The 25,630-nt window shown below is 28.2% G+C and carries 21 protein-coding genes, 2 tRNA genes and 1 other RNA gene; 14 read left to right on the forward strand and 10 right to left on the reverse strand.

Annotated features, from left to right (window positions below; all coding sequences use genetic code 11):
- Positions 1–88 precede the first annotated feature (88 nt).
- Positions 89–1,096 carry a type I glyceraldehyde-3-phosphate dehydrogenase gene (gap, locus tag EDL80_RS00005; protein ID WP_158406178.1) on the forward strand — a complete coding sequence of 336 codons (1,008 nt, stop codon included), beginning with the start codon at positions 89–91 and terminating at the stop codon, positions 1,094–1,096.
- A gap of 1,041 nt (positions 1,097–2,137) precedes the next feature.
- On the opposite strand, the gene elbB is transcribed toward gap, so the two are convergent.
- On the reverse strand, positions 2,138–2,800 hold the full coding sequence (gene elbB / locus EDL80_RS00010; RefSeq protein ID WP_158406179.1) for an isoprenoid biosynthesis glyoxalase ElbB: 663 nt from the start codon (positions 2,798–2,800) through the stop codon (positions 2,138–2,140).
- A gap of 117 nt (positions 2,801–2,917) precedes the next feature.
- On the opposite strand from elbB, the gene EDL80_RS00015 reads away from it, so the two are divergent.
- The 5 genes from EDL80_RS00015 to EDL80_RS00035 all read left to right on the forward strand — a co-directional run bounded on the left by EDL80_RS00015 (position 2,918) and on the right by EDL80_RS00035 (position 6,907).
- A complete protein-coding gene (locus tag EDL80_RS00015; protein WP_158406180.1) occupies positions 2,918–3,736 on the forward strand; it encodes a pyrroline-5-carboxylate reductase family protein in 819 nt (272 codons plus the stop codon).
- A gap of 262 nt (positions 3,737–3,998) precedes the next feature.
- Positions 3,999–4,093, forward strand: an RNA gene (ffs, locus tag EDL80_RS00020) — signal recognition particle sRNA small type.
- 16 nt (positions 4,094–4,109) lie between these two features.
- A complete protein-coding gene (dnaX, locus tag EDL80_RS00025; protein ID WP_158406181.1) occupies positions 4,110–5,570 on the forward strand; it encodes a DNA polymerase III subunit gamma/tau in 1,461 nt (486 codons plus the stop codon).
- Positions 5,571–5,581: 11 nt separating this feature from the next.
- Positions 5,582–5,887, forward strand: coding sequence for a YbaB/EbfC family nucleoid-associated protein (locus EDL80_RS00030; protein ID WP_158406182.1), 306 nt, complete (start codon positions 5,582–5,584; stop codon positions 5,885–5,887).
- 6 nt (positions 5,888–5,893) lie between these two features.
- Positions 5,894–6,907 (forward strand): aspartate-semialdehyde dehydrogenase, encoded by a 1,014-nt coding sequence (locus EDL80_RS00035; protein WP_158406183.1) that lies wholly within the window; start codon positions 5,894–5,896, stop codon positions 6,905–6,907.
- A gap of 1,432 nt (positions 6,908–8,339) precedes the next feature.
- Here the strand turns inward: EDL80_RS00035 and metK are convergent.
- The gene (gene metK / locus EDL80_RS00040) at positions 8,340–9,545 is read right to left on the reverse strand and encodes a methionine adenosyltransferase (protein ID WP_158406184.1); all 1,206 of its coding nucleotides are present in this window, start codon (positions 9,543–9,545) and stop codon (positions 8,340–8,342) included.
- Positions 9,546–9,776: 231 nt separating this feature from the next.
- On the opposite strand from metK, the gene EDL80_RS00045 reads away from it, so the two are divergent.
- Positions 9,777–9,853 (forward strand) — tRNA-Arg (locus tag EDL80_RS00045).
- A gap of 54 nt (positions 9,854–9,907) precedes the next feature.
- On the forward strand, positions 9,908–11,080 hold the full coding sequence (locus EDL80_RS00050) for an FAD-dependent monooxygenase (RefSeq protein ID WP_158406185.1): 1,173 nt from the start codon (positions 9,908–9,910) through the stop codon (positions 11,078–11,080).
- Between the two features lie 541 nt (positions 11,081–11,621).
- Here the strand turns inward: EDL80_RS00050 and EDL80_RS00055 are convergent.
- Both EDL80_RS00055 and EDL80_RS00060 read right to left on the reverse strand, forming a co-directional pair.
- Positions 11,622–12,086: a hypothetical protein gene (locus EDL80_RS00055; protein ID WP_230957607.1), complete on the reverse strand. Its 465-nt coding sequence runs from the start codon at positions 12,084–12,086 to the stop codon at positions 11,622–11,624.
- Between the two features lie 144 nt (positions 12,087–12,230).
- Positions 12,231–12,305: transfer RNA gene (locus EDL80_RS00060), tRNA-Gln, on the reverse strand.
- Positions 12,306–12,567: 262 nt separating this feature from the next.
- On the opposite strand from EDL80_RS00060, the gene EDL80_RS00065 reads away from it, so the two are divergent.
- The 3 genes from EDL80_RS00065 to dnaJ all read left to right on the forward strand — a co-directional run bounded on the left by EDL80_RS00065 (position 12,568) and on the right by dnaJ (position 16,748).
- The gene (locus tag EDL80_RS00065) at positions 12,568–13,410 is read left to right on the forward strand and encodes a glycine--tRNA ligase subunit alpha (protein ID WP_158406187.1); all 843 of its coding nucleotides are present in this window, start codon (positions 12,568–12,570) and stop codon (positions 13,408–13,410) included.
- 14 nt (positions 13,411–13,424) lie between these two features.
- The gene (glyS, locus tag EDL80_RS00070) at positions 13,425–15,536 is read left to right on the forward strand and encodes a glycine--tRNA ligase subunit beta (protein WP_196492738.1); all 2,112 of its coding nucleotides are present in this window, start codon (positions 13,425–13,427) and stop codon (positions 15,534–15,536) included.
- A 63-nt stretch (positions 15,537–15,599) separates the two neighbouring features.
- The gene (gene dnaJ / locus EDL80_RS00075) at positions 15,600–16,748 is read left to right on the forward strand and encodes a molecular chaperone DnaJ (protein WP_158406189.1); all 1,149 of its coding nucleotides are present in this window, start codon (positions 15,600–15,602) and stop codon (positions 16,746–16,748) included.
- Between the two features lie 42 nt (positions 16,749–16,790).
- Here dnaJ and nadC read toward each other — a convergent pair whose 3' ends face one another.
- Positions 16,791–17,624, reverse strand: coding sequence for a carboxylating nicotinate-nucleotide diphosphorylase (gene nadC, locus EDL80_RS00080; RefSeq protein WP_158406190.1), 834 nt, complete (start codon positions 17,622–17,624; stop codon positions 16,791–16,793).
- 106 nt (positions 17,625–17,730) lie between these two features.
- Between nadC and plsY the strand changes: the two genes are divergently transcribed.
- The gene (gene plsY / locus EDL80_RS00085; RefSeq protein ID WP_158406191.1) at positions 17,731–18,318 is read left to right on the forward strand and encodes a glycerol-3-phosphate 1-O-acyltransferase PlsY; all 588 of its coding nucleotides are present in this window, start codon (positions 17,731–17,733) and stop codon (positions 18,316–18,318) included.
- Here the strand turns inward: plsY and ruvC are convergent.
- The 3 genes from ruvC to hemE all read right to left on the reverse strand — a co-directional run bounded on the left by ruvC (position 18,313) and on the right by hemE (position 21,072).
- Positions 18,313–18,807, reverse strand: coding sequence for a crossover junction endodeoxyribonuclease RuvC (ruvC, locus tag EDL80_RS00090; protein WP_158406192.1), 495 nt, complete (start codon positions 18,805–18,807; stop codon positions 18,313–18,315). The genes plsY and ruvC overlap by 6 nt on opposite strands.
- A 341-nt stretch (positions 18,808–19,148) precedes the next feature.
- Positions 19,149–19,973, reverse strand: a complete 825-nt coding sequence (locus EDL80_RS00095; RefSeq protein WP_158406193.1) for a cytochrome c oxidase subunit 3 — start codon at positions 19,971–19,973, stop codon at positions 19,149–19,151.
- Positions 19,974–20,067: 94 nt separating this feature from the next.
- Positions 20,068–21,072: a uroporphyrinogen decarboxylase gene (gene hemE / locus EDL80_RS00100; RefSeq protein ID WP_158406194.1), complete on the reverse strand. Its 1,005-nt coding sequence runs from the start codon at positions 21,070–21,072 to the stop codon at positions 20,068–20,070.
- Between the two features lie 427 nt (positions 21,073–21,499).
- Between hemE and EDL80_RS00105 the strand changes: the two genes are divergently transcribed.
- Positions 21,500–22,381, forward strand: a complete 882-nt coding sequence (locus EDL80_RS00105) for a transporter associated domain-containing protein (protein WP_158406195.1) — start codon at positions 21,500–21,502, stop codon at positions 22,379–22,381.
- Here EDL80_RS00105 and EDL80_RS00110 read toward each other — a convergent pair.
- Positions 22,364–22,900, reverse strand: a complete 537-nt coding sequence (locus tag EDL80_RS00110; protein WP_158406196.1) for an HK97 family phage prohead protease — start codon at positions 22,898–22,900, stop codon at positions 22,364–22,366. The two genes, EDL80_RS00105 and EDL80_RS00110, sit on opposite strands and share 18 nt — an antisense overlap.
- Before the next feature lie 514 nt (positions 22,901–23,414).
- Positions 23,415–24,599 carry a phage portal protein gene (locus EDL80_RS00115; protein ID WP_158406197.1) on the reverse strand — a complete coding sequence of 395 codons (1,185 nt, stop codon included), beginning with the start codon at positions 24,597–24,599 and terminating at the stop codon, positions 23,415–23,417.
- A gap of 261 nt (positions 24,600–24,860) precedes the next feature.
- Here EDL80_RS00115 and EDL80_RS00120 point away from each other — a divergent pair, with 261 nt between their 5' ends.
- Positions 24,861–25,610 (forward strand): methyltransferase domain-containing protein, encoded by a 750-nt coding sequence (locus EDL80_RS00120; RefSeq protein WP_158406198.1) that lies wholly within the window; start codon positions 24,861–24,863, stop codon positions 25,608–25,610.
- Positions 25,611–25,630 lie beyond the last annotated feature (20 nt).

Raw genomic sequence — 25,630 nt, forward strand, 5'->3', positions numbered from 1 at the left:
TTTTTTTTTAAATATTTTTTGATGTATCTTAAAAAGAATAAGAAAGAATTAATCAATAATACTCAATTTATATAAAAATGGAAAAATTATGAAAATAGGAATAAATGGATTAGGACGTATAGGAAGATGTTTAATAAGATGCATATACGAAAACTATTCTATGTATAATGGCACATTAGAATTATCTGCATTAAATGGATCAACACTACCAGAAACACATGCACATCTTATTCAATATGACTCAATCCATGGGAAATTTCCACACGATGTAACCTATGGAAAAGACTATATTTTCATAAACAACACAAAAATTCCATTATCAACAGAAAAAGACCCTAAAAACATTCCATGGAAGGAGCATAATATAGACATAGTACTAGAATGTACAGGAAAATTTAATAAAAAATCTTTAGCAGAAGAACATATCAATTCAATAGTAAAAAAAGTTATAGTTTCAGCTCCTATGGAAAATTCCGATATAACACTTGTATATGGTGTAAATAATGAAATACTCAAAAAAGAACACAAAGTAATCTCGGCTGGATCATGTACAACAAATTGTATAGCACCCATCCTGAAGATAATGCATGATACTATAGGAATAAAAAATGGATTCCTAACAACTATACATTCATATACAAATGATCAAAATCTAGTAGACAACAATCATAAAGATTTAAGAAGAGCAAGAGCATCCGCACTATCAATGATACCAACAACAACAGGAGCTACAAAAACTATTAATTCAATAATACCAGAACTCAAAGGAAAACTTAACGGAACAGCAATACGCGTACCCACACCAAATGTTTCCATGATAGATTTAGTTTTTAATTCAATTAAATCAACTAATACTAATGAGATAAACAGCATAATAAAAGAATTTTCACAAAATTCAAAAGTAATTAATATAACAGACAAGAAGCTAGTTTCTATAGATTTCTGTCATAGTACATACAGTGCAATAGTAGATGCTAATGAAACATATGTCACAGATAACAACTTATGTCGAATAGCTGCATGGTATGATAATGAATGGGCATTTGCCATGAGAATGTTAGATATTGCATGTTTGCTATCACAATATATTAACTAGAAAACAAGCATTTTAATACTTTAAAGTTATTAATAAGGATAAACATACAATTCCCATGTTAATTTCTATTTCAATTACCTCTACCTATCAATAATACTATATATTGTATTACTAAGTAGGTAATGCTAACAACTTTAACTAAAAAACAAAAACTATATAAAGTAATAAAAAATACAACTATTTACATTAGTTTTTATAATATATTAAGATAATTTTATATTTTAATTGCTGTTATATATAACAAAACAATAATTTGAACATACTAAATAAAAAAGGTAAATTTAGCATACATTTAACCTATATTCCAATATAACAGAACATGTACTACACAACATATAATCTCATACCTAATATTTTTCTTTTATAAATATCTACTAATAAGTTATTACATAGATAAAAGATAAAACTTTATGTACAAATAATATAGAGAATATCATATACACTACAAGTAACATTAAAATTTACTTACTATATCAAAATTATGTAATAGATTGGTTAAAAAAAAGTAGCAATTTTTATATTGTTAACAATTACTACAAAACTTCACATATTATAGTTCACGTTAAATTACAATGTCATATCGTTATTATCTAAAAAATATCAAGTGTCAGTGACTTTTTACAATACGACACTATACTTCCATGTTTATTAATATTTAAATTAATAGTATAAGATTGAATCATAATCAATAATGCAGTACCTATGTAAAAATACAAATTCACAAAATAAAAAACATCTCTTTGTATATAAGTTCAATCTACTGAAATATACGATATAACTAGCAAGTTATTACTAATTTTTACTATTCTATAATTGTATAATACACTAGGTTATTACAGAAGTAATATATAAAATGTACTATTCTTTACAAAAGATAATTAGTAATATCATTAAAAAAAAATTATAATTAAACGTTCATATTCTCATCAGTGTAACACAGACTTATCACATACAAAATTTTATACAAGATTATCAAATGTAAAATACGTCATGACTACTATTCAAATAAGTTACATAAAGAACACAGTATAGTTAATAACACTAATTTTTTAACGAATTTACCATAGATGATATCATATCTTGTATACCTAAATACACATTATAAAGAGTGTCATTTCTCATGTATGCAGAACAAGAAAATATTCTATTAACCTCATCTCGTACAGATTTTATAGTCGGACAGTCAACATGAACTCCTCCTAACTTATTTATTAAGCCATCAGAATCCTCACCTATGGTTACTTTAATTTTTGCAACATCTTTCAATGATGCAACTAATACTGCAGGTGATATACAAACTGCTCCTATTGGTTTATTAGCATTGTAAAATTTTAAAATAGCATTTTTAAAATTAGACAATACATAACTATTATCTCCATCACCATCAAATAAGTTAGAAAAGTTTTTTGCTACACCATAACCACCAGGGATTACCAACATATCAAATTCTTCAGGATTTATTTCTTCTATATCATATATAGATCCTCTCGCTATCCTAGCAGACTCTACCAAAATATTTCTAACCTCTATTGTAGTTTTTTTATTGTAATGGTCCACAACATGCTTTTGATCATTATTTGGAGCAAAACATTTAAATTTTACATTATGCCTATCAAGTTCAAGCATAACTAAAACAGCTTCTCTAATTTCTGAACCATCCATATGGCCACATCCAGCCAAAATCACAGCAGAACTTAATACCATAAAACTCTCCAAATTCTAATTTCAACTTGCAGAATTGTATACTAATTAATCTATATTTCACAAACTTATTTAATCATATATACTCACATACATTATAAAATTATTAACATATAAGCTATGAATATACTTTTAATAGGATGCGGTAACTTAGGAAGCATATTACTAAATAAATGGTCAACAAATGATCAAATATCAAAAATAGTAGTAGTACAACCTAGCTTATCAAAAAAAAATGATTTCAATATCACAAATAAAATCACATTTGTAAGAGATCATAAAGAGATTAGCAAAAACTTCATACCTCAAACTGTAGTTATAGCTATAAAACCCCAACAAGTTAGTGATGTTATACCAAACTACAAAATGTACAGTAAGTCTGCATCTTTTGTATCATTATGTGCAGGTCTTGATATAGACTTTATAAAAAAAAACTTAGATCATACAACAAAAATAATTCGTGTAATGCCCAACATTGCTATGTCATTAGGTGAGAGTGTTAACCTCTCTTATATGGAAGAAGAAATAGAACAAGAAAAACAAAAAATACATATATTATTTAATGAAACAGGATTACTTTATTGGCTAACAAAAGAAGATATCTTTGATAAACTATCTCCTATAACAGGTTCCGGACCAGCATATTTCTTTTCCCTAGCTGAAGAACTAGTAAAAAACACAATGAAAGCAGGTATAAAAGAAGAAGATGCAATAAAACTTGTCTCACAAACATTTATAGGAAGTGCTAAGCTTTTAGAAACAAGAAAAAGTAGTATTAACAATCTTATATCATCAGTAACAAGCCGTGGAGGAATTACACAGGCAGCATTAGAGATCCTAAATTCACATTTACCCAATATAATAAGCTCATCATTAAAAGCTGCTATGGAGAGACTAGTATACCTTAAAAGTTTAGGTAATAATAAAAAAAACACATAATTAAAGTATACAAATTCCAAAAAGTTAAGAAAATTTTTTAGCTATCTATATAATGCTACTATACAATTAATTGCATTATGTAATTTTATAACATTAATTATATTTATATGTCCATTACTTAAGTTTTTTTAAATATAATTGCACAATGTTAGTGCTACATAATTACAATAAACTCGTAATTCACATAGTTTTTTCTTAATAGAAAACAAAAAAGATTACCTATTAATTTTTATTTGATATTTATTTCAACTAAACTATAATAGTCTGGGTAACATGAGCAAGGTACTTGTGAAGCCGGTCAGGTTAGAAATAAAGCAGCCGTAGCATTGTTTCTTTGGGTTGTGTTACCCATTTTTTGTTTTATCATTACAACATGAGCTTTGCACTAAAGTATAGGCCTAACAACTTTAAAGATCTTATAGGACAAGATGTTTTAGTCCGTGTATTACATAATGCATTTCATTTAGATAAAATACCACAATCTATTCTTTTAACTGGAAGTAGTGGAATAGGTAAAACTACTGCAGCAAGAATAATATCAATGTGTTTAAATTGCATTTCTGGACCAACATCCACCCCATGCAACACATGTAAGAACTGCGTTTCTATAAAAAATTTTAATCACCCAGATGTAATAGAAATAGATGCAGCAAGTAATACCAGCATAGAAGATGTGAAAGTCATACTAGAAAATTCTCATTATGTGCCTATTACTTCAAAATTTAAAGTATATATAATAGATGAAGTACATATGCTATCTAACAGTGCATTTAATGCTTTACTCAAAGTATTAGAAGAACCAGCACCTTATGTAAAGTTTATCTTAGCAACTACAGAAGTAAAAAAGATACCTGTAACTATAATTTCAAGATGCCAAAGATTTGATCTACAAAGAATAACTACAGATAACATAGTAAATCATTTAAAAGCAATAGCAAAAGAAGAAAATATTTCGTTTGATGAAGAAAGCATAAAATTAATAGCTTATAACTCTGATGGTTCTATGCGTAATGCATTATCTCTATTAGAACAATCTGCAATATATAGTAATAAAACTCTATCAGAAGAAAACACAAAAAAAATGTTAGGTTATGTAAGTAGACATACATTATTAAAAGTAATAGAATTTATAGTAAATGGTAACACAGCAGAAGCTTTAAATAAATTTGAAGAAGTTTGTAGTTCTCATTCTCCCGTTATTGTACTGGATAATATTCTACAAATGATTTACGAAATATGTTATTTTTCTATTACAAAAGACAATAACTCTTCACCTGATATTGATATTATAACACAGATACAAAATAGCAAGATTCAATCTCCTATATTTTTATCAAGATTATGGCAAATCCTTTTAAAAGGAATACAGGAAGTTAAGTCATCAGTATGTATAAAACAAGCTGCAAATATGTTAATTATTAGGTTATGTTACTTATCAGATTTACCATCACCAAAACAAATAATAGAAAAGCTTCAAAGTAATATAAAAGCTAATGAAAATGGGTTAGACATTAATTGCAAAATGCTACTTGCGTTGTTAAAAAATAATAATATGCAAGATTTATATAATCAACTATCCCAGTCTAATTTAGAGATAACATACTGCAGCGACGGAACATCAAACATAATACTAACTACAATGCTTCCTAACAATTTACAACAAGAGCTATTACATTTTTTAAATAATTTAACTAGTAAAAAATGGAACATATCTATTAAAAAAAACAATAACACATGTTATAATTCACGACTTGATTCAACTATTTCTGATATATTACAAGAATTTGATGGAGCAAAAGTCATAAATATAGAAAATATAAAGAAAGAACAATAAAGGAGAACAATATGTATTCTAGTGATCAATTATCCAACTTACAAGAGTTTATAAGAAAGAAGTTTTCTGACTTCCAAGAACATAATAAAACTCAAATTTTTGAAGGTTCATCGCTTGGTGGAAAAGTGCTAGTAAAAATTAGCATATCTAACATGGTAAACTATCAGGTTTTAGAAATAAAATTAGATCCATCTTTGTTGCAGGAAAAATCTATATTCATAGAAGATTTAATAAAAGCAGCATTCAATGACGCATTAAAAAAGTCATCTGAACATAACAAAAATTTTGTAAGCTCTCTACTATCTTTTGGTATATAAAAAGTTATGAGTTATAAGATAGCAGTAGTAGGTGCTACAGGAAATGTAGGCAGAGTTATTTTAAGTATTTTATCAAACAGCAAGTCATTCTCAACCAGTGAGGTCATAGCATTAGCATCAAAACAATCTGTTGGTAAAAAGTTAAGTTATGGAGATGATGTACTAGAAGCAAAAAATCTAGAAACTTACGACTTTAGTGGAACAGATATAGCAATTTTTTCAGCTGGATCTTCAATATCACAACAATATGCAAAATTAGCTGCAAATAAAGGATGTATAGTTATAGATAATACTTCCTTCTTTCGTATGGAAAAAGACATTCCACTAGTAATACCAGAAATTAACCCAGAAGATATTGCAAATTACAATAAACACAATATCATTGCCAATCCAAATTGTTCAACTATTCAGATGCTTCTAGTTTTAAAACCTCTACACGACATATCAAAAATAAAGAGAGTTGTTGTATCAACATATCAGTCAGTTTCTGGTGCAGGTAAATCTGCTATGGATGAGCTTTTTCTACAAACAAAAGGTACATTCATGAATCAAAATATTAGTCCTCAAAAATTCACAAAGAGAATCGCTTTCAATTGTATTCCACATATAGACATCTTTATGGAAGACGGTTCAACAAAAGAAGAATGGAAAATGTCTGTAGAAACAAAAAAGATATTAGATGAAAATATAGAAGTAACTGCAACTTGTGTTAGGGTACCAGTTTTTGTATCTCATTCTGAATCATTAAATATTGAATTTTTATCTGAAATTTCTGAAGAAGAAGCTTATGAAGCATTAGAAAATGCACCAGGAGTAATATTATTAGATAGAAGAGAAGATGGAGGCTATGCAACACCACTAGACTGTGTACATGAGGATGAAGTGTATGTTTCAAGATTAAGAAAAGATAGTACAATTAAATATGGATTAAATATGTGGTTAGTAAGTGATAACTTAAGAAAGGGCGCAGCATTAAATGCTGTACAAATAGCTGAATTATTGGTTAAACACCATATTTAATTCAGCATATATGTTCATTATTGAAATAAATGTAAGTAAGCTAGTATAAAAGTATTGGCAAATCAAAAAACACATTATACATGTTTTGATAGTATTAATCTTTAAACAGTATCAGCAATTATATTACATGATATAAGCATGTAGAAACAAATTAAATTATCTTTAATAGGACAATTAATTTTTCATAAATATAACATTAGCATAACAAAAAAACTAAATATATATTTAGTTTTTTTACTTCTCATACATTATCTTCATAACTTAACTTTTTACCAAAAGATTGTTTTAATTCCAATGCTATAACTTTATTAATAAACAAATGTTTCACATGAAACATAACATAAAACACATTAGTTAATATTCAACCATGTTCTACTAAATTAATATAAAATGGCAGTACATCCAAATTATTAAAAAAAACAAATATAAAACTATTACAAGTACTATACAAAATGTCACAATTAATGTATAAAACACACAGTTATAGTGTTATTATAACTAAGGAAAACACATTATAAATGCACTGCAATTACAACCTATTATAAAAAATTACTTAAAGACATAGACTATTATACTTTTAAAGTCGTTAACAGTATTGTGTAAATAACAGTGCAATCAATTTTACTCACAACAAGATAACTTAAAATAAACTAATTTGTTGCTAATCGTATGCCTGTCATTAAAAACAATTAAGCTTAGTAATAATACAACTGTTACTTATATTCTACTTAATAAAAGCTTTTTTACTTTCAACAACTTATAAATAATTCTACTATTTATTTTACAATATATTGATATCCAATACTTAAAATGAAAATTTCTCAAGCAAAATAATTGATTTTACTTTCTAAATCATTCATTAACAAACATTCTTCACTTAAATTATAAGTCTTTATTTCCCTACATAATTTGACTTTACTACATTATAAATCAATCCTGTATGAGACTATTGAAACACTTATCAGTCGTAACTAGCAATTCTACTTGTGTCACTTTTCTACAAATTCCTCTATTAAATACATAACAAATTAGTTCAACACACAAGAAATACATAATGCATCACTAACAATACAACTTAAAACAAAACAATAACAAATACAAAAAATATAAATTTTGATATTATATTTAAAATGATAAAGTCAATAACAAACATACATATTTTTATAGACCCATTAGTAACACATATTATAACACCATAAAAAATTATTAGGTGCATATACACACTTATAGTGTCACCTCATAATAATATTTATAATTGTCACTAACAAAGTCTTGAATATTAATTTATATAATTTTATATGCATCCAGTGTCAGCGTAAAATAGAAATATGTATATATATTATACAAGAATATTAACTTCAAACTAAAACAGTATAATTTATCAATATAGTACTGATAACTCTATATAAAATACTAAAAACATACTTACTTATTATATATAAGCATGACATATATTATTATTAAGACTAAATTTACGGCCTATTTGTAAAGCGAAATCTTCTTTTTCCCATGAAAAATTCCCATTTGCATCAGGAACCCTACCAAAATGTCCATAACAAGATGTTAATTTATAAATAGGATTAAGTAACGACAAACGATTACATATCCCATAAGGAGACAAATCCACATTATCTATTATAAAATCTTTGATTTCATTATCACCGATTATACCTGTACCAAAAGTATTAACATAAAAAGAAGTAGGAGATGAAATTCCAATAGCATATGATATTTGTACTAAACATTGAGTAGCCAACTTAGCAGAAACTATATTCTTAGCCAAATAACGAGCCATATAAGCAGCAGATCTATCTACTTTACTTGGATCCTTTCCAGAAAATGCCCCACCACCATGAGGTACATGTCCACCATAAGTATCTATCATGATTTTACGACCTGTTAATCCACAATCTCCTACTGGACCACCTACCACAAATCTACCTGTTGTATTAACTAAAAAATTACTATCAAAACACATCCATCCTTTAGGTAATGACTTATTAACATAAGGGTATACAATATCTCTAACTTGGCTTTGACTAATATATTCAGGATGCTGTATAGAAAGTACAATATTAGATACCCCAACGGGTATATTATCTTCATACATTAATGTAATTTGCGTTTTCGCATCTGGTCCAAGTCTTGGTATTTCACAATCTTTTACCGCTTTCATAATATTTTTTAAAATCATATGAGAATAAAAAATTGAAGCAGGCATAAAGGCTTCTGTTTCATCTATAGCATATCCATAAACAATACCTTGATCACCAGCACCTTGATTTTTACCAGAGTTAACTCCAACAACTATGTCTGGAGATTGTTCATGTATTAAGATTTCAATATCAACATTTTCCCAATGAAAACCATCTTGTTCATAACCTATCTCTTTTATTACACCTCTAGTTATAGATTCTATAACAGAATTATCAATATTAACTCCACAAATTTCACCAGCAATAAAAACCTTATTCTTTGTAACTAAAGTTTCAATAGCAGTATGTACAAATGGATTTAACGATATATAATAATCAAGTATTGCATCGGATATCTGATCTGCAACTTTATCAGGGTGCCCACTGGAAACAGACTCACTAGTTATAATATAACTAGGCGGGCAATTCTTATAATAAAACATGTTAAAAACATAAATCTAAAGACTTTTATAGTACCAAATATGAAATTAATAAACAATATTATAATAAATTACCTAACAGTACTTCAAGTCAATTATTAACATAAATGTCTTATCATATTAGCTTACAATAAACATATAATAATCGCTAAAATGACTACAACCAGCAGCAACAGAATCAACCTACAAGCTTGACAAATATGTTAATTAAAGTACCATTACATCAGCTATATTGTGTCCGTAGCTCAGCTGGATAGAGCATCAGCCTTCTAAGTTGTTGGTCAGGGGTTCGAATCCCTTCGGACACACCATAACTTAAAATAAGTACCTACTCTTTTAACATTTTTATACACTATAGTACTTATATGAATAGTAGAAAATATTATGACGTAGTTATTTTAGGTGCAGGAATTAATGGAATAATTACATCAATAGCACTAAGTGAACTTTCTCTTTCAGTAGCATTAATAGACAAAAATGAAATTTTATCATCAATACCAAAGGACAGGGTATTTGCTTTATCAAAAAAATCCCAAGAAATACTAGACAAATTCAATATATGGAGTAATGTAAAAAAATTTTGTCCTATACTAGATATTCTAATTAAAGATGGTGACAGTACAACATTTGCCCATTTTGATCATAAATGTGTATCTGATAATCCAATGGGATATACAATAGAAAGTGAGTTTCTATGTAAAGCTTTTAAGAAATACCTAAAAAAAGTAGATTTATATTCTCAATGTACATATAAATCAGTAGACATAAATTGTGATTTAGTAAACTTAGAACTAACAGATAACACAAAGTTATCAACTCCACTTTTAGTATGCGCTGAAGGTAAACACTCAAATTTAAAAAACATACTTAACATACCATATATCAAATATGATTACTCTCAAAGCTGTATTGTCTGTAACGTAACACACACAAATAATCACAATAACATAGCTGTAGAACATTTTTTTCCTACAGGACCATTTGCAGTACTTCCTATGTATGGTCAACATAAATCTTCTATAGTTTGGACTAACAAAACATACATAAGTAATATGCTTATGGAACTAAATAAGAATGATCTTACGTTAGAATTAGAAAAAAAATGTAAACCCTACTTAGATAATATAAAACTAGACAGTAACATACTATGTTTTCCATTGCATTTGATTTTCACTAAACATTTATATAAAAATAGAGTTGTATTAATAGGTGATGCAGCTCACTCTATACATCCCGTAGCAGGTCAAGGACTAAACCTAGGTATAAGAGACATAGACAAACTAGTAAGTAACATAAAATCAGCAAAACAATACGGTATAGATATAGGTAGTAGTTATGTTTTAAAAAACTTTTCTTATGATAGATATTTTGATAACTTCTTGATGGCATCATTTACAACATGTATCAATAGTATATTTTCAACAAAATATTGCATAGCAAAATCTATAAGATTTGCTGGCTTATCGTTAGTTCAAAATTCAAAAACTATCAAAAATATGATGATAAAACATGCTATGGGAATAGGAAAATTTAATTAATAAATATTTTTGTCAATCTAACAACATTTTTTTTACATATTACTTACAATATCTTACATATTATATTATAGAAATACATTATCATGTATTCATAGTTAAACTTAAGATTACAAATAACATAGAAATATTTTTCTGAAGTAGAGGATTGATATCACATAAGTGCATAATTATATTACATACATGTTTTTTTTATAAAAGATAAAATCACTATCAAATTTAACAATGTAAATCATACTTTAAACATACAATTAAAATAGAAAATTTGTATTTAATATGCATAATACGTCACATTAAATATATTATTATAATAAAAAGTATACACACTAACATACATAAAACACTTTTTAATGCTTTTAGTACATAATATCAAATATGATAACACATAGTAATTTATTAATTAGTTCATAAGTTATAAAAAACATGATTACAGAACATAAATAAAATACAAAATTTTCTATTTGTATTAAACTATTACTATATTTTAATACGAATTATCTCATATAGAATTAAATAGAAACAAATCAATGGTAAATAAGAAAAATTATTTACCATCAACCAAGTTATTATGTTTTTTATCAGATTCTTCATTAATTTTCTTATTTTTTAAGCACAAAGTCTCATATATCATCCTGTCTATAGACTCTTCAATACTCATCATTGCTTTCTTTTTTATATTATACATCTCATTGCGATAATTTTTACTTACATTTTTGCTATCCTTAACAGAATTATCATTAACAAGCTCTTTACCTGAATCCATTTTTTTACTTTTATTACACAGAAAACATATATACCTGTACAGAGAATTAAAAGATTTTCTCCAATTCATCTTAGAAATTTTTATGTATAACCAGAAAGGAAGAATTAGAGATACACCCATTTTAAAAAATGTTGAATACGTCAATGAATTATGATTATAATAGCACCACTTCAAGTACGTATATGCATAATTAGCAATATTTTTAGGGTTTTTATACGCAAAAGCTACAGAAATTCCATCTTTCATAGCAATAAATACAAAAGAGACACAGTAAAAAAATACTGTAAAATAAACCAACTTAAGAAAAACGTTTTTTATATTTCTCAATATAAAGGAAAATAACATGAATCTGTAGAAAAACATAAGGCTACTATACTAAATATATACATATGGCTGGGATGGAAGGATTCGAACCTTCGGATGACGGTATCAAAAACCGCTGCCTTACCACTTGGCTACATCCCATTTATTCTATTATCAAGAATACTACTATAGTAATTATTAAACCTTACTCTATGATTAATAAAGATTATACTGATAGAGTAAAAATGCAAGAAATTTTCAAAACATTTATATCAATATACAACATATACTTTCTAATATAATTAACCAAAATTTTTATAAAATATAATAAAACAATTAATAATGTAGAAAAAAATAAACCTTGTATAACTTTAATTTATTCCTCTATAATAGTACCCAATTATAACTTGCTATATGATTATTTGTGAATTTTCAAAGTATAATAAAAAACTTACAAAATTATTGGGAAGATTATGGGTGTACAATATTTCATCCATATACTTCTGAACTAGGAGCAGCAACTCTGCATCCAGCAACTTCAATGACAGCTATTTCAAAAAAACCATCAAAATTAGCATATATTCAACCTGTAATCAGACCATGTGATGGAAGGTATGGTGATAATCCCAACCGTCTATATCAACATCATCAGTATCAAGTGCTAATAAAGCCTTCCAATACAGATCTACAATCTGATTATTTAAAAAGTCTAGAAAAAATAGGCATATCCATAGAGACTCACGATATTAAGTTTATAGAAGATGATTGGGAAAACCCAAGTATTGGTGCTTGGGGACTAGGATGGGAAGTCACATGTAATGGTATGGAAATAACTCAATTTACCTATATGCAACAAGTAGGAGGTATTGAATGTTCTTTAGTACCTGGAGAAATTGCTTATGGTTTAGAAAGAATAGCAATGATTGTTCAAAATATTGACAATGTATACAAAATAACATGGGATGATTCTGGAACAACATACGGTGATATATTTAAACAACGTGAGTATGAGTTTTCAAAGTTATCATTGGATTACTATGATGTAGATACTCTATTTAAACAGTTTAACGAAACTGAACAAATATGTATCTCCTTAATAGAAAAGAAATTTCCATTAGCAGCATATGATTTTTGTACAAAAGCAAGTCATATTCTCAACTTACTTGAATCCCGCGGTGTGATTGGAGTTAATGAGCGTGCAGCATATATATTACGTGTACGTAAGCTTGCAAATCTATGTTGTAGCTTATATACTCAGTGTCATTAAATACGTGGAACAACATGCCTATAGAACTGTTATTTGAATGTTTATCGGAAGAAGTACCATCCGAGGTGCAAAGTAGTGCTTATTTATATGTAGATGATTACATAAAAAAAGAACTAAATAAGAACAATATTAGCTTTAGCTCAGTAAGGGTCTTTGCTACTCCAAACAGAATATCAATATGTATAAGCGATATAGTAAACAATTCTTTAAACAATACACTAAAAATAAAAGGACCAAAAGTATCATCGAATAAAGTTGCAATAGATGGTTTTTTAAGGAAAGTAGGTAAAAACATTGATGACCTCATAATTTGCAAAGTTGGTAATGATGATTTCTATTACGCTGATATTAGCAACAATAATGAAACATCAACAGAAGCTATTTTCATATCAATAATAGAAAATATGCTACATAATTTCCCTTGGGATAAGAAAATGAGATGGGGAGCAGGAAAAACATATTGGATACGTCCTATAATAAACCTACTATGCATACTAGAAGGGAAAGTGTTACCAATAAAATTTGCTAATATAACAGCAAATAATAAATCACGAGGAAACAAGTATACACATGAAGAATTTTTCGAAGTTAAAAATTTCGATTCATATATATCACAGTTAAGAAATGCTAATGTAATTTTATGCCAAGAAGAAAGATTAAATTTTATATTTAATCAAATACGTAACTTAACTGAAAATACTAATCTAGTGTGTGAAGAAAATATAAAGTTAATTAATAAGCTTAACGGAATTTTAGAGTATCCATTAGTTATAATGGGAAATGTTGATGAGAAATTCTCTGAATTACCAAAAGAACTTGTGTTAAGTGTAATGCATAATTACCAAAAATATTTAGCAGTTTTTACAGATAATAAAATAACAAACTTCATTACAATATCTACCATATCAAATGACAATGTAGTACAAGGTCACACTAATGTTCTTAATGCTAGATTAGTAGATGCGAGTTTCTTAATAAAAAAAGACATGGAATATAACATAGAGTATTATGTTGAAAAACTAAAAAACATAGTATTTCATGCAAAACTGGGATCTGTATTCGAAAAAGTAAATCGCATTATTGCTTTATCAAAATACATTTCAATATGGATACCACATTCTTCATTGATAAAAGTTGAAAGAGCAGCAAAGTTATCAAAATTTGATTTAGCAACATTAGCTGTAAAAGAATTTCCTGAATTACAAGGAATTATGGGTGGATATTACGCTTCTCATTTCGGCGAATTACCTGAAATATCAGAGTCTATAGTAAGTTATTATGAACCTACTAACCAAAATAAAGAATCTCCTTCTTCTCCAATTGCAATAACTCTATCTATATCAGACAAAATAGATAATCTGGTTGGAATGGTAGTTGCAGGAGAACAAGTTACTGGTTCTCGAGACCCATTTTCTATGAGAAGGATGGCAATATCAATAATAAGAGTAATTTTAGAAAACAATATAAATATACCAATAAAACTTTTGATAGAAAAATCTGTATCTTTATACTCTAACAAACTAATAGAAAAAAAAGCTATAAAAAAGATAAAAGATGTAATATCAAGAACAAATAAAAAAAAGAACATTGTTTCTTACGTATTGGAATTTTGTTTAAATAGATTTATAACAATACTTAAAGATTGTGATATAAGAGAAGATATAATTAAAGCAGTGCTTGATAATAGGAAACTTAACAATCTTTTATTAATAAAGAAAGAAGTCATAGCTCTCAATAGTTACATAGACACTGAAAATGGAAAAGAAATTGCCAAAGCCTACAAAAGACTACATAATATAATCGTTAAGGGAAGCAGTATTAGTAGTATTGTAAAGTATAAGTGTAACAAAAGATTATTTTTAACAAGCGAAGAAATAAATTTATATAAAGAAGCTATTTATCAAAAAAATAATATAAAAAGACTACTAAAAGATAAGAAGTTTTATGAATCACTAGATAGCTTATATAGTTTGAGTTGTCGTGTTAACAATTTTATGGATAATATAAAAGTAAATGATAACACAAAAGAAGCATTATATAAAAATAGGTTTTCTCTTATTAAAACTGCATTTTGTGTTTTCAATTTAGTAGCAAGTTTTGATAAGGTTAAAAATACACATAAGTAAGTCTTGAATTTTTATGAAATCGTATATAAATATCTTACCTATACTCATTAATAATGAATTGATATGAGCAAAAGCGACTACTACGACTTATTAGGCCTAAGTAAAAATGCAACACCCGAAGAAATAAAAAAAGCCTATAGAAAAATGGCATTGAAATATCACCCTGATAAAAATCCAGGTGATAAAGCAGCAGAGGAAAAGTTTAAAGAATTATCAGAAGCTTATGATGTACTAATAGATAAAGATAAGAGAGCAGCTTATGATAGGTATGGGCATAGTGCATTTAGTGACGCATCTGGAAGAGGAGGGTTTGACTTTAATAGTGGATTTTCTACAGACTTCTCTGACATATTTAATGATCTTTTCGGAGGAGGATTCAGAAGTGGAAGAGGATCATCTAGAAGGCAAGATGGCGGTACTGTAGGATCAGATTTAAGACTTGATATAGAAATAACATTAGAGGATTCCTTTAACGGTACTAAAGTTCCTATAAACTACGTAACACATGTTAAATGTTCTAGCTGTAGTGGATCAGGAAGCGAAGGATCTGTTAAGTCTGTACAATGTAGTACATGCCACGGTGCTGGTAATATTAGAACACAACAAGGTTTTTTTACAATAGAAAGAACTTGTCATGTATGTAATGGAGAAGGAGAAATAATAAAAAATAAATGTAAGAAGTGTTCTGGAAGTGGTCGTGTACGAGATGAGGTCAACTTACTAGTAACAATTCCAAAAGGAATAGAAAGCGGTAACAAAATTAGATTAAATGGTAAAGGAGAAGCAGGGTATAGAGGAGCACAAAGCGGTGACTTATATGTATATCCTAACATAAAAAAACACAAGTTTTTTACACGTAATGCAGCTGATCTTTATTGCAATGTTCCAATAAAAATGACTCTTGCTACGTTAGGCGGACATATAGAAATGCCATCCATAGATGGGACATGGACAAAGGTTAAAGTTCCTGAAGGATCACAAAATGGAGATAAATTGAGATTAAAAGAAAAAGGGATGCCAATTATTAATTCTTCAAAAAGGGGGGATATGTATATTCAAATAACAGTAGAAACTCCAGTAAATCTAACAAAACAGCAAAAAGAGCTTCTTAAAAAATTTGACGAAGAACCTAATAATGTTGAGTGTAGTCCTCAATCTACTGGATTTTTTCAAAAAGTAAAAAGCTTTTGGAATGATATTAGATCAAGCTAGAAGCCTTTGTAATACAAATGGCATAGCAGTAAATTAAGTAGATTAAATTTTATGCAAAATATCAAGACCTATATCCTTATTTTTAAATGAATGAGTTATACATCCAATAGAAATGTAATCTACTCCTGTCATTGCAATATTTCTTACATTACCTATATTTACACAACCAGAAGCTTCTAATATTGATTTTCCATTTACAATTGATACTGCTTGTTCTATTTCCTTTATACTCATGTTATCTAACAGAATCATGTTTACGTTATTGGATAATGATTCTATAACTTGAGTAATATTATCACATTCAACAGCAATATACTCACTATTTAACTTTTTTCTAATTCGCTGTACAGCCAAAGTTATACTACCACAGCTTGCTATATGATTATCTTTTATAAGAATGCCATCATATAAACTATTTCTATAGTTTTCTCCTCCTCCTATATGTACTGAATATTTATCCAAAACCCTCAATCCTGGAGTAGTTTTCCTAGTGCTACGAATTTTTGCTTTTGTACCAGTTATTTCATCAACAAACTGTCTCGTAATAGATGCTATACCAGAAGCATGTTGAATAAGATTTAATATCACTCTTTCAATTGGCAATAAACATTTTGCTAATCCTTCACCACTAACTAACGTGCTATTCTTTCCTATAAGTTCTCCATCCTTCCTATGTATTTTATAGCGAATAAAGTCTTTATTTATGCTAAATATTTCCTCTAATACAGGAATACCACATACTACTAGATCTTCTCTAGCGTTAATAGTGAAGTTAACTTCTTCATTTGTTAAAGTATTGTCAGTTGTTATATCTCCAATATCACCTAGATCTTCTTTTAATGCATTGTATATAATTTCTGAAAATAAGCTGTTCATAGTTGATACTTTCCTGTACGCTATAAATATTATAACGGATGTTGAAGTAATATAAAAATCTTATATCATTTATCATTTAAGCACAAATTTATTTATACAAAATAATATGAACTTCAATATCATAATGTTTATATCATTTTATTTAATAGGTTCAATACCATTTGGTTTAGTATTGTCCTATATTGTAGGTATAGGTGACATTAGAAAAACAGGTTCTGGGAACATAGGAGCTACAAATGTTTTTAGAAAAAGTAAAAGATTAGCAGTAGTAACACTATTATTGGACGCATCAAAAAGTTTTACATGTATTGCTATAGCACATAGGTATAGCTTTGATCATGTGTTATTCTTTTTAGCCGCTTTATTTGCAATTGTAGGTCATATATTTCCTGTATGGCTACTTTTTAAAGGTGGGAAAGGCGTAGCACCATTGTTGGGATCGTTTGTATTTATTGATTATAAAATTGCCATGTGTTTCATAATTTTCTGGATTGCTTTTTTTATAGTATATAGATATTCATCTTTATCATCAATTGCATCAACTCTAATTACATTATTATTTGTTTGTATATGTTATACAAATACAGAATGTATTGTTTTTGCAGTTACAGTGTTACTAGTGATTACACAGCATATTGATAACATTATACGGATAATAAATGGAAACGAAAATAAAATAAGTTTAAAATCATGATTTTTCTGTAATGATCTTCATAGAGTAAATGTGACATATAGCTACTGCCATAGCATCAGATATATCATAAATATCACAACATTTTATGCCTAATATGTTTTCAACCATAAAACATACTTGTTCTTTTTTAGCATGTCCATTTCCTGTAATGGATTTTTTTACACGATTTGCTGAATATTCAAATAATGGTATATTAGTAATACTTAACGTCAATAATATTGTTCCCCTAGCATAACATAATGATATTGAAGATTTTGGATTTTTATTTATAAAGACCTCTTCTATAGAAGCAATATTTACTTTATAGGAGTCAATTATATTTAGGAACTCATTATGTATCTTATATAACCTTTGACCAATGGTTTCTTTACTATTTGTCGATATAGCACCATTATTCACTACATGAATTTTATTTAAATCGTCATTGCATACAGATAGTACAGCCCATCCTGTACAATTTAAGCTTGGATCAATACCTATTATATTCATAGTGTTCTCTAAGTACTAGTTACGACCTCTCTTATAATATACATTTATGACTTACACAGCACGATATTTATAACAGTAGTGTAATTTTCTAGTAAAAATAGCTTAGGTATTAATCTATGCAAGCTACAAAACTTGCTGTCTATTAATACGTTTTATATTGGTTTTGCAGTTGTTTTATTATTATATAAATACCACATTGTAACAGTATAATTATAGACAAACTTAAAACTGTTGTATCTAACAAGTGTAATACTACTGCTATAGCATTTTACTATTGCTTTATTAGAATAACAAAGGATAATTTAATTATACAAGCAAACGATAGTACTCTTGGCTGTTTACTATGAACTTATCCAGTATAGAAAAACAAATAACAGAAGCCATATCACATCGACAAAATGCCAATACCATGCAGCACATTCAAAACCTATGTGGTGTTCTGGAGATAACTGACCCTTCTTTATTCTAAACCAACATACAATTAAGAACAATGTACCAACTATTACATGAAGTCCATGAAAACCTGTTATCATGTAAAAATTTGAAGCGTATATAGCTTTCTCTCCTGTCTCATGGAAAGCAAAGCCTGTATGTAAGTATTCTATAGCCTGAAATATTGAGAATATAGTACCAAGAATTATAGTTGCTCCTAACAGCCTTAATGCTGAACTATTATCATTGTTGACCAGTGAATAGTGAGACCATGTTAGCGTAGAACCTGATAGTAAAAGTATTATTGTGTTTAGAAAAGGTATAGACCATGGATCTAGTCTTGCAATATCGTGTGGAGGCCATGTAATAGGATTACCTGGGATGAGATTATCAAATGTATGTACAGGGAAAAGCCATGCCTTAAAGAAAGACCAAAAGAACCCAAAAAAGAACATAGACTCTGCAAGTATAAATCCAGCCATTGCTAGTCTTAAGCCTTTTTTTACAATGTCTGTATGACAGTTATCTTTAATTGCTTCTGTTACGACATCTTTCCACCATTTATAAAGGGTGAAACTGACAGAAGTTAGCCCAACTAGTAAAAGTGGCTGACCCATATAGAAGTTTCTAATCGTCCCAACTGCACCTAAGGCTGTTATTAGAACTGTTATTGAAAAAAGCAAGGGCCATGGACTAGGATTCACTAAATGATAATCATGTAGCTTTCCTTTCATTCCATATCCCTAGAAAATTGGTGTTATAAAGTTTTTATAGTTAAGGTAGTACGTTGTCAAGTTTATATTTTATTATTAAAATATTAATAATATATTAAATGTTGGACTTAACAGCCTCTATTAATGCTTCAATATTTTCTATAGGAGTATTTGGAATTATTCCATGTCCTAAGTTAAATATAAACGGTTTGTCTTTCATTATATTAACTATCTTTTTTGCTTGGGAAACAGTACCATTTTTATCATATGCAACTAAATATGGGTCTAGATTTCCTTGTATTATCGAAGGTATGTTTTCCCTTGCCCAGGACATAGGAGTATTAAAGTCTATGCTTGTAACCGATACGTTTGTTTGCTCCGTGAACTGTTTGTATAGTACTCCTGCTCCTTTTGGAAATCCTATAAATGGAAAGTCGGGATATGTTTTTCGTATACTTGATATTATTTTTTTTGTAGGACTTATGATCCATCTTTCAAACTCTTCGGACGATACGATGCCTGCATTACTATCAAAAATTTGTATTATATCTACACCACTTTCTATCTGTTTCATTAGGTAAGCAATTGTTACTTCTGTAACTTTTTCTATGATTTTCTCTAGATTTCCATCTCTTGTGTAACTCATTTCCCTTATTTTTGAGAAATTCTTATCTCTTCCTATCATGTATGTAGCTATAGTCCATGGTCCTCCAGCAAATCCTATTAGTGCTTTGTTTGCAGGTAGTATTTTTCTTACTTCTTTAATGCTTTTAAATACATTGTCGAGGTGTAATAGTACTTCCTTTTCTGGGGTGTTTATTTCTTTGTAGCTTGCTATTTCGCATATTTCTGGTCCTTTATCTTTCGTGAAAGTTACTTTACAGCCTAGAGCATCTGGAATTACAAGAATGTCTGAAAAAATTATGGCAGCGTCTAGGTTGAAACGTTTTATCGGTTGCAGCGTAATCTCCCTTACTAGTTCTGGGGTATAGCACATTTCTAGAAAGCTGGGAGCATTTTTTGTAATCTCTTGGTACTCTGGTAAATACCTTCCGGCTTGCCTCATGAACCATATTGGTATGCTTTTTTGCCTTGACTTGCTTTTTATTGTTTTTAACATCGTGCTCCTCTTGTAGAATTTATATTATATTAGTATCCTTATAGATAGTTTCTATAGTTGATCCCTGTGAATTATGTTGATAAAACTTGTTTTTGCAAGTGCATGGATAAAAATTTTGCATGTGTTATTTTGTGAATAACTCTGTTAATAAAGTATGTATTATATTGATTTTCTGCTGTAATATGTGTGTATAAGTGATGTGTTAATTATGTTGATAAGTATGATGTTAGTGAGTGTATTATACGTTGATTACAGCGGTCTTTTTTTATCTTTGTAACTTTGTGGATAACTATATAATGATATGTGAATAACTTTTACTTACATATTTTGTCTGTAGTTATTAACATACTTGTTAACATAAACTTTATGTAGAAAATAAAGTTTTGGATAGTATACTTAAGCAGTGGTAGAAAATTACAAATAGTATATGGGTGATAAACTTTCTGATAATAGTGAGGATAGTTTTTCTTTCTTTGAATCGCTATGTGTTAGGTTAGTCTCATTGATATTAAAAAAAATGCCTAAGTTAAAAAAAGAGGTCGAGAATAACCTACTTGATGATAATCAGTGTTTCAATAATTCTCGTATGTTTCATAACCTTGTGAAGTTTAATGATTGTTTGGTACGGGATATAATGATTCCTAGAACTGAAATTTATGCTGTAGATATTGCAGATGTGTCTGATAGTAAGAACTTAACTGATAAATTGATCAAGGGGCAATATACAAGAATTCCAGCATATGAAAATAATTTAGATAACATAATAGGGTTTATTCATATCAAGGATATAATTTCTAATTTCGATAAAACTTTTAATGTGAAGAATATAATTAGACCAATAATATGCATTCCTCCATCAATGAAAGCAGTAAATTTGTTTATAAAAATGCAATCTTCACATACACATGTAGCAGTTGTTATTGATGAATATGGTGGTACAGAAGGCTTAGTGACTATGGCTGATTTGATTGAAGAAATAGTGGGTAATATAGACGATGAACATGATGCTCCTGCTGTTCCTAGTATTGTGAATATTTCTGATAATAAAATTGAAGTAAATGCTAGGGTTTTAGTGAAAACCTTAGAAGAAACTTTTAATATTGATTTCAGGGATTGTAAGGAAGATGATTATGTTACAATAGGTGGTTTGATTTTATCTATGATTGGTAGGGTTCCTATAATAAATGAGATTTTTGAACATAAAAGTGGTGCGATATTCTCTATTAAAGAGGCAGATGATAGATGTATATATAAAATTGTCATTGATCTAAGTCATGTAAAGAAGAGTGATTTAAAATCTGATTATTGATTTTAAATTGTCTAATGCAAATTTAGCTCTCATAAAGTGCAAAGTTATTGAGTTTTTTTGAAAATTTTTAACATAGGTAACTTGTGATTGTGTATTTGCAGGAAATGTTACTAAACTGATTTCCCATAGTGATATTTTTTTTAGTGTTCTTATTCCTGTTTTGAAATCTGTATTATAGTCTATAGCTTGGTATCCTATAGATAATGCATTAATAATGCCGTTTTTAAGCATTAAATAAGCTTCTTTTCCTTTTTGTAGATCTAATAATAGGTTTGCTGTTATATGAAGTCCTATGTGGTCTTCGGTCATATTTACAATATTTCCTATAGGTTCTGTACAATTATGTTGCCATAACAGTTTTACTTTATGAAAATCTTTTATAGTGGAACTAAATGCTCCTGGTAGTATTATATCTTTTTGTTTGTCAACGATATTGAATATGCTTGCATATCCTGAAAAGGTTCCACAATTCTTTATGTTTTTGTCAGATAAAAATAGGTTACATGTTTTTTGTTGCATAAAAAAGTTTGTATTAGTTAAAAAATTTAGGATATTAAGTTTGTGTTATAGGTAATATATTATTTGATTTTATAAGGATATTGATTCCTCAGTTTGTTAGTATTCCAGTAAGGAGTTCAAGGCGGAATACATTTGTGTTATTAATGATGAATATCATGTATTTAGTATGTTTAATTTATTAATTGAGGTTTTGGTTGAAAACTTGCAATTAAATTAAATTGTAAGCTTATTGTTCATGTTGTTGTGTAAAAGTGTTGTACTGTTTTGTTTATGAGTAGTATCTTATTTTAGTTTTATATAAGCATTGATTTTTTAATATGGTTAAGAACAGATTCGATGTTTCTGTCGTTTATACTAAATGTTATGTTATGATCTCCTTGATTTTATGTGAGGATTGATTTCTTAACTTAACTTAGTTAAATGACAAGTTTAATATGGATTATTTTTATATTGTCTATAATTAAGTGTGATTTTTTATTTTTGAATAATTTAGATATATTGTGTTTGCTATTATTCATAAGATATTTCCATTATCTAATGGTGGTAATCCAAAAGCTGCTCTTTTTTCGTTTATGGTCATAAAATTTGCGTTTTCTACATATTGCCATAGTTGTTTTCTTTTTTCTGTAAGTACAGAAATGGAATCTTTGTCGTATGATAAGAATATATTATTTCCGAATTTAGGGGTTAACCAATTATTAAAGTGTGAAATAATGTTGTCTAAATGTGGTAGTATTGTTTGTTCCCATAGTGATAATCTTGCTTCTATCAGGTTACTGTATGTGTTATCTCCTGGTATGCCTAATAGTTGTGGTGGAACTCCAAATGCTAATGCAATATCACGTGCTGAACTGTGTTTTGATTCTATGAAATCCATGTCTCGAGGAGATAGACTCATCTCTTTCCAGTCTAGTCCTCCTTCTAGTAATATAGGTCTACCTGCATTTCTTGGTCCTGAATAGAACTCATCTACTTGAGATTTTAAACGATTATATTGTTCTTGTGTTAAACTGCCATTATTAGTATTTTTTGCATTTACAATTAGAGCGCCACTTGGTCTTGCTCCATTTTGTAACATTGCTTGATTCCATGATCCAGCTTGATTATGTTGATCTATACTATATGAAGCTGCTTCTATAGGAGATAATCCATACCAATCATTTAGTGGATGAAAGTTTTTTATATGTAAAATTTGCGAGTAATTTGTTAATTTGTTGATTTTATAGTTGATCATGTAATCATTTATTGTGTAGCGATAAGAATATGGTCTATTGTCTCTTCCTGGAATAATTTCTACTCTATCTGGTCGTAATAGATATAATTCTTGAGGAATCATGTTATTATTTTCTATCATCAGAATGTAAGCGTTACCGCTAATGAGTTTATAGGTAAGAATGCCTTCGATAAATTCTGCTTTTGAGGTGGTATTATTAGGTTGTGATATTAATTTTAGTAGCGGGTGATTTTTTATTTGAAATGTATCACTTTTTATATTCTTGTTTAAAATTATAGGAACAGATGCTGCTGCGGAAGCAATCATATGAATTGATCTGAATGCAATGACGTTTTTTATGTAGCCATTTTCTGCAAAGCTTGTATAATCCCTATTTTTCCATATTGCTTCAGCAGTTAGTTGTATGGGAATTGAAAAAGTATAGGAATTGTCCAAAATAGATTGTTTTTTTGAAAAGAAGTTCATGTTTAACTCGTGATGTATAATTTTTTATTGAGTTGTTTTCATTTCAGCATATACTAATAGTATAAAATTTATGAAATCATTCATGATGTATATTGTATTTATTAATACAGATCTTATAGCTTAATGTTATTCATTGGTGTGATAAGTCTTTATTTTATAATACATTTTACTTTTATAAGTACGGAAGCTATTTTCTAGGTATCTTATTATTTAGATTTTGTTCGAAGTTAAAAGTTTTTCATCTTAAACAACCAATATGTTATGGATTATACTACTAGAAAAGTACAAAAAGCATTTGATAGTGCTGCAAATTCATATGACGAGTTTTCTTGGATACAAAATATAGTTTTAAATAAAATGTGTAGCCTTATAAAACTAGAAGGTGGTAAGAATAGAATATTAGATATAGGGTGTGGTACTGGTAATATTGGTAAGCTATTAAATATAGCAGAGCATGATTTTGTGCAGATAGATCTGTCATATGAAATGTGTGTTTTAGCTAATAAGAAAAATAATAAGTTATCAGTAAATTGTAATTTTGATATGATGCCATTCTGTGCAAATTATTTTGATATTATTATTGCTTCTATGGTTTTACAATGGTCTTGTGATATTAATTTATCTTTACTAGAATTAATAAGAGTTATGAAATCAGGTAGTACGTTATACATAGCAATGCCAATCAATGGTACTTTAGTAGAATTGAGTACTATAATTAAAAAAGTTGGAGGAATTTTTAACAAGTTTTATTCAATAGATGAAGTGGTAGGTGTTGTTAGTTTACTTGGCCTGAAAATACAATATTTATTTTGTTTAAGTTATAAGCAATATCATAAGTCTTTTCGTGCTTTTTTGTTAAATATGAAACTTACAGGAGTATATGCGAAGAAGGATAATAATAATATATCGTATAATATATTTGACTTAGGAAGAATATATAGTGAGATGTATTCATTAGGTGATTATGTTTTTAACTCGTGGAATATTATGTATTTAGTTATTAAAAAATAGATTTTTTATAGTGATAATGT

Source organism: Ehrlichia ruminantium (genome assembly GCF_009728835.1).
Lineage (GTDB): Bacteria > Pseudomonadota > Alphaproteobacteria > Rickettsiales > Anaplasmataceae > Ehrlichia > Ehrlichia ruminantium_B.